Annotated in this window: 12 protein-coding genes and 3 tRNA genes; 5 read left to right on the top strand and 10 right to left on the bottom strand. The window is 35.5% G+C overall.

Features of this window, described 5'->3' with window-relative positions; translation table 11 throughout:
* Nucleotides 1-41: 41 nt before the first annotated feature.
* The 6 genes from A9G12_RS02185 to A9G12_RS02160 all read right to left on the bottom strand — a co-directional run bounded on the left by A9G12_RS02185 (nucleotide 42) and on the right by A9G12_RS02160 (nucleotide 6,040).
* Nucleotides 42-126 (bottom strand) — tRNA-Tyr (locus A9G12_RS02185).
* 33 nt (nucleotides 127-159) lie between these two features.
* Nucleotides 160-235, bottom strand: a tRNA-Thr gene (locus A9G12_RS02180).
* 152 nt (nucleotides 236-387) lie between these two features.
* Nucleotides 388-3,084: a bifunctional acetaldehyde-CoA/alcohol dehydrogenase gene (gene adhE / locus A9G12_RS02175; RefSeq protein ID WP_065564246.1), complete on the bottom strand. Its 2,697-nt coding sequence runs from the start codon at nucleotides 3,082-3,084 to the stop codon at nucleotides 388-390.
* A 308-nt stretch (nucleotides 3,085-3,392) separates the two neighbouring features.
* On the bottom strand, nucleotides 3,393-4,187 hold the full coding sequence (tcdA, locus tag A9G12_RS02170) for a tRNA cyclic N6-threonylcarbamoyladenosine(37) synthase TcdA (protein ID WP_065564245.1): 795 nt from the start codon (nucleotides 4,185-4,187) through the stop codon (nucleotides 3,393-3,395).
* Nucleotides 4,188-4,379: 192 nt separating this feature from the next.
* Nucleotides 4,380-5,735: a PFL family protein gene (locus A9G12_RS02165; RefSeq protein WP_065564244.1), complete on the bottom strand. Its 1,356-nt coding sequence runs from the start codon at nucleotides 5,733-5,735 to the stop codon at nucleotides 4,380-4,382.
* Between the two features lie 35 nt (nucleotides 5,736-5,770).
* Nucleotides 5,771-6,040: an ACT domain-containing protein gene (locus A9G12_RS02160; protein ID WP_065564243.1), complete on the bottom strand. Its 270-nt coding sequence runs from the start codon at nucleotides 6,038-6,040 to the stop codon at nucleotides 5,771-5,773.
* 148 nt (nucleotides 6,041-6,188) lie between these two features.
* Here A9G12_RS02160 and A9G12_RS02155 point away from each other — a divergent pair, with 148 nt between their 5' ends.
* Nucleotides 6,189-7,400, top strand: coding sequence for a pyridoxal phosphate-dependent aminotransferase (locus A9G12_RS02155; RefSeq protein WP_065564242.1), 1,212 nt, complete (start codon nucleotides 6,189-6,191; stop codon nucleotides 7,398-7,400).
* A gap of 82 nt (nucleotides 7,401-7,482) precedes the next feature.
* Here the strand turns inward: A9G12_RS02155 and A9G12_RS02150 are convergent, their stop codons facing one another.
* Nucleotides 7,483-8,046: a hypothetical protein gene (locus tag A9G12_RS02150; RefSeq protein ID WP_065564241.1), complete on the bottom strand. Its 564-nt coding sequence runs from the start codon at nucleotides 8,044-8,046 to the stop codon at nucleotides 7,483-7,485.
* 104 nt (nucleotides 8,047-8,150) lie between these two features.
* Complete coding sequence (locus tag A9G12_RS02145; RefSeq protein WP_065564240.1) at nucleotides 8,151-8,909, bottom strand: M48 family metallopeptidase; 759 nt, start codon at nucleotides 8,907-8,909, stop codon at nucleotides 8,151-8,153.
* Nucleotides 8,910-9,064: 155 nt separating this feature from the next.
* On the opposite strand from A9G12_RS02145, the gene queA reads away from it, so the two are divergent.
* Nucleotides 9,065-10,102, top strand: a complete 1,038-nt coding sequence (queA, locus tag A9G12_RS02140) for a tRNA preQ1(34) S-adenosylmethionine ribosyltransferase-isomerase QueA (protein WP_065564239.1) — start codon at nucleotides 9,065-9,067, stop codon at nucleotides 10,100-10,102.
* Nucleotides 10,103-10,213: 111 nt separating this feature from the next.
* Here the strand turns inward: queA and A9G12_RS02135 are convergent, their stop codons facing one another.
* On the bottom strand, nucleotides 10,214-10,894 hold the full coding sequence (locus tag A9G12_RS02135; protein ID WP_065564238.1) for a M48 family metalloprotease: 681 nt from the start codon (nucleotides 10,892-10,894) through the stop codon (nucleotides 10,214-10,216).
* 139 nt (nucleotides 10,895-11,033) lie between these two features.
* On the opposite strand from A9G12_RS02135, the gene tgt reads away from it, so the two are divergent.
* Nucleotides 11,034-12,170: a tRNA guanosine(34) transglycosylase Tgt gene (gene tgt / locus A9G12_RS02130; protein ID WP_065564237.1), complete on the top strand. Its 1,137-nt coding sequence runs from the start codon at nucleotides 11,034-11,036 to the stop codon at nucleotides 12,168-12,170.
* Nucleotides 12,171-12,242: 72 nt separating this feature from the next.
* Nucleotides 12,243-12,319: transfer RNA gene (locus tag A9G12_RS02125), tRNA-Pro, on the top strand.
* Nucleotides 12,320-12,443: 124 nt separating this feature from the next.
* Here the strand turns inward: A9G12_RS02125 and A9G12_RS02120 are convergent.
* Nucleotides 12,444-12,761, bottom strand: a complete 318-nt coding sequence (locus A9G12_RS02120) for a MerR family transcriptional regulator (RefSeq protein WP_065564236.1) — start codon at nucleotides 12,759-12,761, stop codon at nucleotides 12,444-12,446.
* A gap of 155 nt (nucleotides 12,762-12,916) precedes the next feature.
* Here A9G12_RS02120 and A9G12_RS02115 point away from each other — a divergent pair, with 155 nt between their 5' ends.
* The gene (locus A9G12_RS02115) at nucleotides 12,917-14,089 is read left to right on the top strand and encodes an MFS transporter (RefSeq protein WP_065564235.1); all 1,173 of its coding nucleotides are present in this window, start codon (nucleotides 12,917-12,919) and stop codon (nucleotides 14,087-14,089) included.
* The last annotated feature ends 85 nt before the right edge of the window (nucleotides 14,090-14,174 follow it).

Raw genomic sequence — 14,174 nt, 5'->3', positions numbered from 1 at the left:
TACCTAAATGCTTCAATTAGCTATTGCTAATATTAGATACATGGTGGTGGGGGAAGGATTCGAACCTTCGAAGTGTGACACGGCAGATTTACAGTCTGCTCCCTTTGGCCGCTCGGGAACCCCACCCCGAATCTTTATTACTCTGTTTACTTAGGAAAATGGTGCCGGCTGCCGGAATCGAACTGGCGACCTACTGATTACAAGTCAGTTGCTCTACCTACTGAGCTAAGCCGGCCTAAGTGCTGCGCATTATGGACTAGAACACTTAACCTTGCAAGTAAAAAAAACAATTTTTATTTTATTTGCTTAAAAAAAAATCAAAACCATAAAAAATCCTGAAATATATGACTATTTCAGGATTTTATTTAATAGAAAAAATATTTTATATTATTTCTTTTTAGTTGCTTTTTTCTTAGTTGTAGTAGCGCCTTTTGCCGCAGTATGCACAGCAACGTCTTCACTAATATCACCTGTATCTTCATAAACTCGTCCATAATAAGAGTCTAAGTAGATTTGTTTTAATTCAGCAATAAGTGGATAACGTGGGTTTGCACCAGTACATTGGTCATCAAAGGCATCAACAGATAATTGATCGACTGCTGCTAAGAAATCTTTCTCAGCTATACCATATTCTTTAATTGAAGAAGGAATATTGAGATCTTTCTTAAGTTCTTCTAACCAGCCGATAAGTTTTTCAACTTTCTTCTCATCTTTATCTGCAGCCGCAGTTAATCCTAAATGATCAGCAACTTCTGCATAACGTTGAATTGCTTTAGGGTAACCATATTGGCTAAAAGTACCTTGCTTAGTTGGTTTATTAGTTGCATTAAAACGAACCACATTACACATTAACATAGCATTAGCTAGACCATGAGGAACATGGAAAGCTGCACCTAATTTATGTGCTAATGAGTGACAAATACCTAAGAACGCTTGCGCAAATGCTACACCAGCAAGAGTTGCAGCACTATGCACTTTTTCGCGCGCTATAGGATTTTGAGCGCCTTCTTTATAACTTGCAGGTAAATAAGCTTTCAACATGCTTAATGCTTGTAGAGCTTGACCATCAGAAAATTCGTTGGCCATAATTGAAACATAAGCTTCTAAAGAGTGCACTACCGCATCATAACCACCAAATGCACAAAGTGATTTCGGCATATTCATAACTAAATTAGCATCAACAATTGCCATATTCGGAGTAATAGCATAATCAGCTAACGGATATTTTTGACCGGTTGCATCATCAGTAACCACCGCAAATGGAGTCACTTCGGAACCAGTACCTGATGTTGTTGCCACACAAATAAGTTTAGCTTTTTCACCCATATGAGGGAAATGACATGTACGTTTACGAATATCCATAAAACGCAATGCTAATTCATCGAATTTAGTTTCTGGATGTTCATATAAAACCCACATGATTTTTGCAGCATCCATTGGTGAACCACCACCAACCGCAATAATAGTATCCGGCTTGAATGCGGTCATTGCTTCGGTACCTTTACGAACAATGCTTAATGTTGGATCTGCGGCAACATTAAAGAAGGTTTCACAAATGGCGCCTTTTGATTCGAGTTGATCAGTGATTTGTTTAGTATAACCATTATCAAATAAGAATTTATCAGTAACTACGAATACACGTTTTGCTCCTTGCTCAACAACTTCGTTAAGGGCAACTGGTAATGATCCACGACGGAAATAGATAGAACTTGGTAATTTATGCCATAACATATTTTCTGCTCTCTTAGCGATTGTTTTCTTGTTAATTAAGTGTTTCGGACCAACATTTTCAGATACCGAGTTACCACCCCAAGAACCACATCCTAGAGTTAAAGATGGTGCCAAATCAAAGTTATACAAATCACCAATACCACCATGAGCTGCAGGTTGATTAATTAAGATACGACAAGTTTTCATTTTACTGCCGAAGAAATCAATACGGTCACGGTTGCTATCTTGATCAGTATAAAGTACAGATGTATGCCCCAAACCACCCATTTCCACTAATTTTTCAGCTTTCTCAACAGCTTCAGTAAAATCTTTTGCTTTGAACATTGCCAAAGTAGGTGAAAGTTTTTCATGTGCAAATGGTTCAGATAAATCAACTTTAGTTACCTCACCCACAAGTACTTTTGCTGATGATGGTACTTTAAAACCAGCCAGTTGGGCGATTTTAGCCGCTGGTTGCCCTACGATGTTGGCATTTAACGCACCTTTATCATTTAAAATAATGCCTTGTACCGCTTTGGTTTCTTTAGCATCTAAAACATACGCCCCATACTCATTTAATAAACGACGCACTTCATTATAAACTGAATCAACCACAACAATCGCTTGTTCTGAAGCACAAATCATACCGTTATCAAAGGTTTTAGACATAAGTACTGAGGCAACAGCTCGTTTTAAATCAGCGGTTTCATCAATAATAACTGGCGTATTCCCTGCTCCAACACCTAGAGCTGGTTTACCTGAACTGTAGGCAGCTTTTACCATTCCTGGTCCACCAGTAGCTAAAATAGCTGCAACATCATCATGATGCATTAGTGCATTAGATAATTCGATTGTTGGTTCATCAACCCAACCTATAATATCTTTAGGTGCCCCAGCTTTTACTGCTGCATCAAGAACGATACGAGCGGCTTCAATAGTAGATTTCTTAGCACGCGGATGAGGTGAGAAAACAATCGCATTACGGGTTTTCAAACTAATTAATGACTTAAAGATAGCTGTTGATGTTGGATTGGTTGTTGGAACAATACCACAAATGACACCTAAAGGTTCAGCGATAGTGATGGTGCCATATTGTTCATTCTCTGCAATAACACCACAGGTTTTATCGTGACGGAATTTATTAAGAATATATTCTGCCGCAAATAGATTTTTAATTACCTTATCTTCTACAACTCCCATGCCTGACTCAGCAACAGCTTGTTGAGCTAGAGGTATTCGAGCTGCGGCTGCGGCTGTTGCTGCGGCCACGAAGATTTTATCTACTTGTTCTTGAGTATAAGTTGAATAGATCTCTTGTGCTTTTTTCACACGGACCATTAACTCATTTAACTCATTCATATTAGTTACTGCCATAGATTTCTCCTTGAAATTAAAAAATAAATCCTGGTTCGTTTAGTGTCTTCCTTGAAACTTTTAATGCTTATGCATAATTACAAAACGAAATTGGTGTTATCCTAAATCAGTTTTTTACTTTATACAATAATATATTGAACAAAAAATAATGTTATTTTAAAAAGTTGAAAATTTGGCTGTTTTGTATGAATAAAAAAATTCATCTGTTCTTTTTAAGAACAAGGACATACTATTTTTAATAGATAATAGTTATTATTTTATACTTATGCTAATGAGATTATTAACAGCACCTAGCCAATAAAAATTGGTTAACTGTTGCTCAATTTATCCAATACATAACTAACTGCAACAAAACCAAATGTTGCCGTAACTGTTGTAATTGCTCCAAAACCTGACTCACAATCCATTTTTTTAGCACCTTCAGCTAAACTTTTTGAATAACAAATTTGTCCATTTTGAGCAGGATAAGTTAATTGCTCAGTCGAAAATACACATGGTATTGCGAACTTTCCTTTACTGTCTTTATTAAGCTTATAGTCATTTTTTAGCCTTTCGCGTAGTTTTGCTGCTAATGGATCTTGAATGGTTTTAGCTAAATCAGCAATTTTTATTTTAGTTGGATCTTTTTGCCCACCAGCACCACCGATGGTAATCACTTTCAATTTTTGTCGTTTACAATAAGCTAATACCGCGGCTTTATCACGTACACTATCAATGGCATCAATAATATAATCATAATAAGGTTGTTGTTTAGTCCCTAAATAATTACTCATATTGTCAGCATTAATAAAATCATCTATTTCATTAACAACACATTCTGGATTGATTTGTAAAATTCTTTCAGCCATAACCACTGTTTTCGCTTTACCAATATTGGCTTTTAAAGCATGGATCTGTCGATTAGTATTAGTAACACATACATCATCCATATCAATTAATGTAATTTTCCCAATACCACTACGAGCAAGGGATTCGGCTACCCAAGAACCTACACCTCCAATACCAATTACACAAATATGAGCTTGTGAAAAGCGTTGTAATGCTGGTTCGCCATAAAGTCTAGCTATACCACTGAAACGTTGAAAATAAGATTCTGAATTCATAACTAATTATTGCTAGTGTTTATACTTAAACACCTTGCACTCCTGAAACATTTTTACAAAATAAAATAAAGGTAATTATGTCTAATTTTATTTTAATTGGCTAGAATACAATTTAATATATAGGCACTAATTTGGTTTTAAATAAGAATAGAGTTTATAAAGATGCTACTCATTTTAGTAGCACCATTTAAATTAATTTTTGAATGAATGGATTGGTGCTGGGATACGCCCACCACGATTAACAAAATCACTTGAACTAAATTTATTAACTGGCATTACTGGAGCATGTCCTAATAAGCCACCAAATTCAATATTATCGCCGACTTTAAGACCAACTGCTGGAATAATTCGGACTGCCGTAGTTTTATGATTAATAACACCGATGGCCGCCTCATCAGCAATTATGGCAGAAATGGTTGCCGCAGGGGTATCGCCAGGAATAGCGATCATATCAAGTCCTACAGAACAAACACAGGTCATAGCTTCTAGTTTTTCCAGATTTAAGGCTCCATTATTTACTGCATCAATCATGCCCGCATCTTCTGAAACAGGGATAAATGCACCACTTAAACCACCAACATGACCACATGCCATCACACCACCTTTTTTTACAGCATCATTAAGCATAGCCAATGCTGCAGTTGTGCCATGTGTACCAACAGCTTCGAGTCCCATTTCTTCTAAAATATGGGCAACCGAATCGCCAATTGCTGGCGTAGGAGCTAAAGATAAATCAACAATACCAAATTTAACACCCAAACGTTCCGATGCTTCCTTACCTACAAGTTGCCCCATCCGAGTTATTTTAAAAGCAGTTTTCTTAATAGTTTCTGCGACAACGTCAAAGGACTCACCTTTAACTTTTTCTAGTGCTCGCTTAACCACTCCCGGGCCACTTACGCCAACATTAATGACACAATCCGCTTCACCGACACCATGGAATGCACCTGCCATAAATGGATTATCTTCAACCGCATTAGCAAATACCACTAATTTTGCACATGCCATACTACTATTATCAGCAGTCAACTCTGCGGCTTCTTTAATAATTTGCCCCATCTGTTTTACGGCATCCATGTTGATACCTGTTTGGGTAGATCCCACATTAACTGATGCACATACTCGTTCTGTTTTTGCTAACGCTGCAGGAATGGATTTGATTAATATTTCATCTCCTTTGTGGTAACCTTTTTGCACTAATGCCGAGAATCCACCAATAAAGTTAACCCCAACAGCTTTCGCTGCCGCATCAAGAGTTTTAGCAAATTCAACATAATCTTTATCATTACTCGCCCCGGCAATTAATGAAATAGGCGTTACAGAAATACGTTTATTGATGATTGGAATACCAAATTCAGAAGAGATATCCTCCCCAACTTTGACAAGATTTTTTGCCAGCCGTGTAATTTTTTCATAGATTTTTTGACGCGCCTTTTCACCATCACTATCAATACAATCAAGGAGTGAAATACCCATAGTTATTGTGCGAATATCGAGTTTTTCTTCCTCAATCATTTTAATTGTTTCGAGGATCTGTTTAGTTTCCATCAATATTTTCCTTTCTAAAAGTATAAAATAGTAAATTACAATCGATGCATAGCATCAAAGATTTCTTCGCGTTGAATATTTACTTTCACCTTTAATTTATCGCCTGTTTGCGTTAATGAGGTTTTAACTTCATCAAAGGATACTTTAATTTTAGAAAAATCAAGCAACATAATCATGGTAAAATACTCATCCATGATGGTTTGAGTCACATCCAAAATATTAATATCTAATTCATATAATTTTTGGCTAATACCAGCAATAATGCCGGTTTGATCTTTACCGATTACGGTTAAAATAGTTTTCATAACACTCTCCGCACAATTTTCATACAATATAAAAATATTTATTGGGTTAGCTATAATAACATCTTCAAAAATTATCTAAATAGGAGTACATTATTTTTTTTGAAAAAGACAAATACTATTAAAATAATCAAAGCAAGGCGGTAATACGATGAATTTCCCAAAATCTAATAAATTGGATCATGTTTGTTATGACATTCGTGGACCAATTCTCGATCATGCCAAAAAGTTAGAAGAAGAAGGTCAAACTATTCTTAAACTCAATATTGGGAACCCCGCCCCGTTTGGTTTTACTGCCCCCGATGAGTTACTTGCTGATATCATTCGCAATTTGCCGTTTTCACAAGGATATTCAGATTCCAAAGGAATTTATTCTGCACGTAAAGCTATTATGCAACATTATCAAGCTAGGGGCATTACTAGTTTAGATGTTGAGGATATTTATATTGGTAATGGCGTATCTGAGCTTATCGTGCAATCTATGCAGGCTTTACTAAATAGTGGTGATGAAGTACTGGTACCGATGCCGGATTATCCTTTATGGACAGCTGCTGTAAGTTTATCTGGTGGCAATGCTATTCATTATCTTTGTGACGAAGAAGCTAATTGGTCACCAGATATAGACGATATAAAAAGTAAAATCACCCCAAAAACTAAAGGATTAGTAATTATTAACCCAAATAACCCAACAGGGGCAGTTTATAGTAAAGAAATATTACTAGAAATAGCTGAAATTGCGCGCCAAAATAACCTACTCATTTTTGCTGACGAAGTTTATGATAAAATTTTATATGATGACGCAGTACATCATTCAATTGCAGCATTAGCTCCTGATTTGTTTGTTGTCACTATGAGTGGATTATCCAAAACCTACCGAGCTGCGGGTTTCAGGCAAGGTTGGATGGCACTTTGTGGACCAAAGCTCCATGTGAAAGGCTATATTGAAGGCTTGAATATGTTAGCTTCAATGCGTCTATGTGCTAATGTTCCAATGCAGCATGCTATCCAAGGCGCACTCGGTGGTTACCAAAGTATTAATGAATTTATAGTTCCTGGTGGGCGACTTTACGATCAATGTATGTTGGCGTGGCGTTTACTTAATGACATTCCTGGGGTTTCATGTACCAAACCGCAAGGTGCTTTGTACTTATTCCCTAAAATTGACCAACAAAAATTTAACATTCATAATGATCAACAACTCGTTTTAGACTTTTTATTACAAGAGAAGGTACTACTGGTTCAAGGTACAGGTTTTAACTGGCACAAACCAGATCATGTCAGAATTGTTGCTCTACCGCACACTGGAGAACTGCAGGATGCGATTCAACGATTTGGCAATTTTTTATCTAACTATAAGCAATAACAAAACTAACCTGTTAACAAGAATGCCTAAAATTAAAAAAACCGATCAATTCGGTTTTTTTAATTAAGCTCCTTTATTCATTTTATAAAACCACATCAGTGCCTTCTAAGATTTTCTCGATTTTTTTAGTACTAGAATCTAAAGCAGGTAAAAGTTCTTTTTCAATATGATTTATCTGCTCTTGTAACTTCGATACACCAACGGTTACACCTATATTGCCCTTAGCTATTTCATTATGAATACGATCTACTTCGCGATAAAACCGCTGAGCATCGCGTAATAATTCTGGCGGAGTACCTAATGTAGTTGATGAAAATTTCATATTGTCCCAAACTAGTGTATAAAAATTTAAAGGTTCAGTACGTGCACCCAAATAGCTACTATCTTGACATTTAACTAAATAATTCTTCAAGATATTAATATTATCAATTAACTCATATTGCAACGATTTTTGCAGATAATAATTATCTTTATAGCTTTTCATATTTTCAAATTGAACCGCTTGTTTATAACCTTGATTAGCAGCTAAATAAACGCCAATTACGGTTGCCAGTAAAATAAAGATATGGTTTACCCAAAAACTAGCTTTTTTAATTTCCTCGTTCTTTTCTGAATTAACTTTAGATGTTAAATTATCAGATGTCATTATTCCCCCCTAATTTGTTAACTATTTATATTTTTTATGTTATCTACTGATACAAAAAAAGCGCCACTAAATAGTGTCGCTTTTTGTCGTTCGTATTTTTAGGCTTATTTTTTCAAATCAGCAAGTTTAGTACGAATATTTTTTGCTCGGTCCGCAGAAGATGGATGACTACTTAATAATGAAGCATTACCACCACCTAATTTATCAAATGCAGTTGCAAGTCCTGCTGGATTGATATTTTTTTGGACTAAGAAATCAAATGAGTAGTTATCTGCATCTTTCTCTTGGCTTTGTGAGAATTGAGAATTTACTACAGCTGCTGCTAAAGCACCTAGTTGTGATTTAGAAACTGAAGCTACTGCAGCATTTCCTGATGCAGCTGCTGCATCACGAGCAATTTCGGTAGCGTATGCAACTTGCATAGCTTTTTTACTATGACCTAAAGCCACATGACCGATTTCATGACCAACTACGCCTTGAATTTCATTATCAGTCATCATATCCATTAAGCCGCTGTATACACGTACACAACCATTTGCCATTGCCCAAGCATTAACATCTTTAGTTAAATATACTTTATATGAAATTGGTGTACCATTTATATTATTACCAAGAGTTTTAGCAATTTTATTTAACCGTTTAGTGTAAGCACTATTTGCTGGTGCAACTTTTGATTGAGCATCCATTTGAGCACATGATTGCGCACTTAATGATTTCACATCATTATCACTGAGTGTTGCTGCTTTTAAAGATTTCATACCAAGACTTGTTAAATCATCGGCATTCATACTTTTACAACCGACAAGTGACATTGTAGCCACTAAAGGTAATGCAACCAACAATGTTTTTTGATGTTTTTTCATACTATTTTCCTTATATCAATAATAATTCATTTTATGCTAACTTCCGTTAAGCAAAGGAAATTTTAACTCAACTTAAATAATAATCAACAAATAATTACTTGCGTAGCGATAGCGTGGGATTTAGACTATTGCCTCTTTTTTGAAGGTACACAAATATGCAGCTATCCGATTTTAATTTTACTTTACCTAAGGAACTCATTGCCAAACACCCATCAACAACCAGAAGTGCATGTCGACTTTTATCACTTGATGGCAGTAACGGTAACATTGAACATGGAATTTTTACCGATATTATTAATAAAATAAATCCTGGTGATTTACTGGTTTTTAATAATACTAAAGTTATTCCTGCACGCATTTATGGCAAAAAGGTATCTGGTGGCAAAATTGAAATTTTGATTGAACGATTATTAGACAATAATCGTGTGCTCGCCCACATCAAAGCCTCAAAATCACCTAAAGTTGGTACTGAGTTACTATTAGGCGAAGACGAATCCATTTCTGCTATTATGTTAACTCGGCATGATGCTTTATTTGAGTTACAATTTCCAGATGATGTACTGAATATATTAGATAAAATTGGTCATATTCCTTTACCACCTTATATAGATCGTCCTGACGAAGCTGCTGATAAGGAACTTTACCAAACTGTTTATAGTGAAAAACCTGGAGCCGTCGCTGCCCCAACTGCTGGATTGCATTTTGACGAACCATTATTAGCGAAACTAAAACAAAAAGGGGTTGAAATGGCATTTGTTACTTTACATGTCGGTGCGGGGACCTTTCAACCAGTGAGAGTCGAAAATATTGAAACACATATCATGCACGCCGAATATGCGGAAGTTCCAGCTTCAGTGGTTGATGCCGTATTAACTTGTAAAGCTCGGGGCAATAAAGTAATAGCTGTTGGTACTACATCAGTCAGAGCGCTGGAAAGTGCGGCTCAAAAAACTGGAACAATTGCTCCATTTTTCGCCGACACTCAAATTTTTATCTACCCTGGTTATCACTTCAAGGTGATCGATTCACTGATCACTAATTTTCATCTGCCTGAATCTACCCTAATCATGTTAGTTTCGGCCTTTGCTGGCTATCAAAATACCATGAATGCCTATCAACAAGCTGTTGAAGAACAATACCGCTTCTTTAGTTATGGCGATGCTATGTTTATTACAGGCAAAGATAACCAATAATATAACAATATAATTTATCTAAAAATTGATTAAATTTTCAAGAAGCAATCAAGTTTACCCAAAGCTTGGTTGCTATTAGCTCGACAAACCGCTTTGCACAATTATAGATAATTATTCTTGATTTAATTTTCTTAAAATATTATTAATTCGCGCCAATGTTGATGGATGTGAGGTTGACTGCGCTACTGAATGAATCGGCATTTTTACTAACATACTAATTAATCCCATTGGATTTATTTTCTCACTAACTAATAAATTAAAGGCATAATAATCAGCATTCATTTCATATTGCTGGGAAATTTGTTCTTTCATTATGATCACCGTTTCATCAGCTTTATCGGTGATTACAATATAAGGAGCTTGTTGGAATGAATTTATGGTATGTTTAAGTGCTATATGGGCTTGTTCATGTGCTAATACTGCTTGTAACTCATTATCTGTTAATTGTTTAATTAACCCACTATTTACACGGATACAACCATTAGCTGTTGACCATGCATTTGGTTCAGCATCTAAATAAACCTTATAATTTACCTCAATATTATTAATTGTTGTGGGTAAAGTTTGCGCTACTGCATAAAGCCGTTGGTTAAGAGCATGAGAATCACTGACGATAATAGCGTGCTTATCAACCTCACTACAAGCTTGCTCACTAATTGCCAAAATATCTTGTTCAGATAATGTCTGAATTTGTTCAGATGAAAGGAGCAACGGCAGATTGGTATTTTGATTTTGGCAACCAGTTGATAAAAATATTAGCCCACATAATAATGGCAAAAAAACATATTTCAAAAGAATCCAACCCTCATCCGATATTGTTTATTCAAATGATGCACGATAAACTAGGCCCCGCAAATTAATAATACAATAGCGTATTATAACAAAAATTGGCGCCAAACTGTTTATTTGGTCGCAAGAGGTTAACATAAAAATGAAATTTGAACTAATTAATACTGATGGTTTAGCCCGTCGGGGAAGAATGCAATTTGATCGCCGAGGAGTCGAATATACAGTTGAAACACCAACTTTTATGCCGGTTGGTACCTATGGTACTGTTAAAGGTATGACGCCTGAAGAAGTTGCTGCAACTGGCGCACAAATATTATTAGGTAATACTTTCCATCTATGGTTACGTCCCGGTCAAGACATCATGCGTAAACACGGTGACTTGCATGACTTTATGCAATGGTCTGGCCCAATTTTAACTGATTCCGGTGGTTTTCAAGTTTTCAGTTTAGGTGATATTCGCAAAATTAAAGAAGAAGGCGTTTATTTCCGTAATCCTATTAATGGTGATGCGATCTTCTTATCTCCAGAGATATCAATGGAAATTCAGTACGACCTTGGTTCCGATATTGTAATGATTTTTGATGAATGTGCACCCTTCCCTGCTGAATGGGACTATGTTAAAAAATCGATGGAAATGTCGTTACGTTGGGCCAAACGTAGCCGTAAACGTTTTGATGAATTGGGTAACAAAAATGCTCTATTTGGTATTGTACAAGGTGGCATCCATCAAGAATTACGTGACATTTCAATTAAAGGATTAACCGAAATAGGTTTTGATGGTTATGCCGTAGGCGGACTAGCGGTTGGTGAACCTAAAGCGGACATGCATCGCATTTTAGAAGGAACATGCCCACAATTACCGGCAGATAAACCTCGTTACTTAATGGGTGTGGGTAAACCAGAAGACCTAGTCGAAGGTGTGCGCCGTGGTATTGATATGTTTGATTGTGTGATGCCGACTCGCAATGCCCGTAATGGTCACCTATTTGTTACTGATGGGGTAATCAAAATTCGTAATGCTAAATACAAAGATGATACTACACCACTTGATCCACATTGCGATTGCTATACTTGTAAAAATTACACTAAGGCTTACCTACATCATTTAGATAAATGTGGCGAGATATTAGGCGCACGCCTCAATACAATTCATAACTTACGCTATTATCAACGTCTAATGGCTGAAATTCGCGAAGCCGTCGCCAATCAACGTTATGAAGCATTTGTTGTCGAGTTTTATCAACGAATTGGTAAGTCTCCAGCGCATATATCTAAATAAGGAGTTACTAACATAATTTTTATTAGTAACTATTGACACATAAGTATTAGCGCAGTATTATGCGCATCCTAACGGCGAGTAGCGCAGCTTGGTAGCGCAACTGGTTTGGGACCAGTGGGTCGGAGGTTCGAATCCTCTCTCGCCGACCAATTTTAAATAAAAAAGCCTGCTCTGTGAGTGGGCTTTTTTATTTAATCAGTTGCAACTAGATTCAAGCCAAGCAGGTAAATACGAGTCATCCGCTCTTTACTTTAATTAAGTATCAAACATTACTCACGGTTCCATCGATTTCAAATCAATTAAATCCATTAAAGAATTTATGCTTTTAAGCCGCTTTTCAATTTTTGCTGCGGCACCATCAAGAGAATAGCCATCGTCGATAAGTTCTTTAATTAATAACGCCTTCTTTATATCTGCCAAAGTGAATTGGCGTGTACTTGAATTCGGATTAACAGATGTAATTATTTTCTTTTCTTCCCAATATCTAAGTTGTCTAACTGTAATCCCTGTCATCTCAGAAACTTCCCTAATACCCACTTTTACTTGAGAAAGAAATTCATTATAAGAATTCGATAATGTTGTTTTTTTCAAAGTTAATGGTCCTCTTGTTTAAAACAATTTATAGTTTAGCATAGCTGCTGATTTTTTGAAGATAATCATCATTAATTGACATTAAGCTACATTAATTATAGTATCGCTACAATTATAGTTTTTATACACCAATAAATGTATTTTTGGGTAGTTGCATGAGTAATAAAAAAATAATAAAAAATACTAGTTTTATTAGCTTAAGTCTAATTCCTTTTACTGCGCTGTGTGTGGTTACACTTTTATACATATTTCTCCCTGTCGCAGTTAATTTAACTAGTTTTTTATTAGTATCACAAGAGAGTGTCACTCAATTAACAACTTGTTTTGGTATTTTCTATGCTTTGGGTTTTCTCCTTTGGGGGGCTTTATCTGATAAATACGGCAGAGAAAATATTATTCAAGGTGGACTTTTATCACTTGCTATAATTACTTTTATACTGCCTTTATACCCAAACTATAGCTATTTACTTTTAATGCGCTGTTTACAAGGTTTTTTTGCGTCATCTTTTCCACCGGTAATTTTGGCGTGGTTAGCTGAGAATTTGGAAGAAAAATATCGTAAACGTGCAGTATCATTAATTAGTTGTGCTTTTCTTTTAGCTGGAACACTTGGACAGTGGTTTGGATCAGTCATGATACAAACTTCTATTAATTTATCTATGTTTACTTTAGCTATTGTCTATTTATTCAGTGGAATAATATTCTCCTTTTTGACAAAGAAAATAATAAAAAATAGAGTTAATCAATCATCCCAAAATGCCTCTTTGATTAAAATACTATGCCAAATTCCTGATGTGTTGTTTGATAAAAAATTAATAAGAATTTATGGTAGTGCTTTATTGGTACTAATGAGTTTTGTTTCTTTATATGTTTGTTTAAATTCATTTAACGAGGATAAATTAATCAAAATTGCTCAATTAAGACTAATTGCTGCTGTAGGAATGCTTACCTCATTATTATCATCATGGCTATTTTCAAAAATGGCTGTCACTAAAGTGCTGTCTATGTCTCTATTATTAATGTCTATTACATTTGCTATGCACTTTTTAATTATCTATAGATACATGTTTATAACTTCCGTATTGCCTTTCATTCATTTAATTTATGTTTCATCTATAGCACTGGCAATTCCATCAATGATTACTTGTTCTTCCTTATTTTCAGCACAGAAAAATAGAGGTATCGCTGTTTCGCTTTATACATGCATCTTATTTATTGGTGCCAGTTTAGGTTCGCTTTTTCCAAACTACATCAATATAAATGTTTTATCTTTATCAATTACCACTATGTTATTCATTGTCGGAATTAGCGTATTAAAACTAAAATAAAGCCTTACAATTTAATTCCGGATTGTTTCTCAACAACCTTTTTTCTATACTAAAATTTAATAACATATAATATCAAAAAGATTTG

The organism is Gilliamella sp. wkB112, assembly GCF_001690685.1.
GTDB lineage: Bacteria > Pseudomonadota > Gammaproteobacteria > Enterobacterales > Orbaceae > Gilliamella > Gilliamella apicola_J.
The sequence above is the reverse complement of the archived record's forward strand: the minus strand, read 5'-3'. Positions and strand labels throughout refer to the sequence as shown.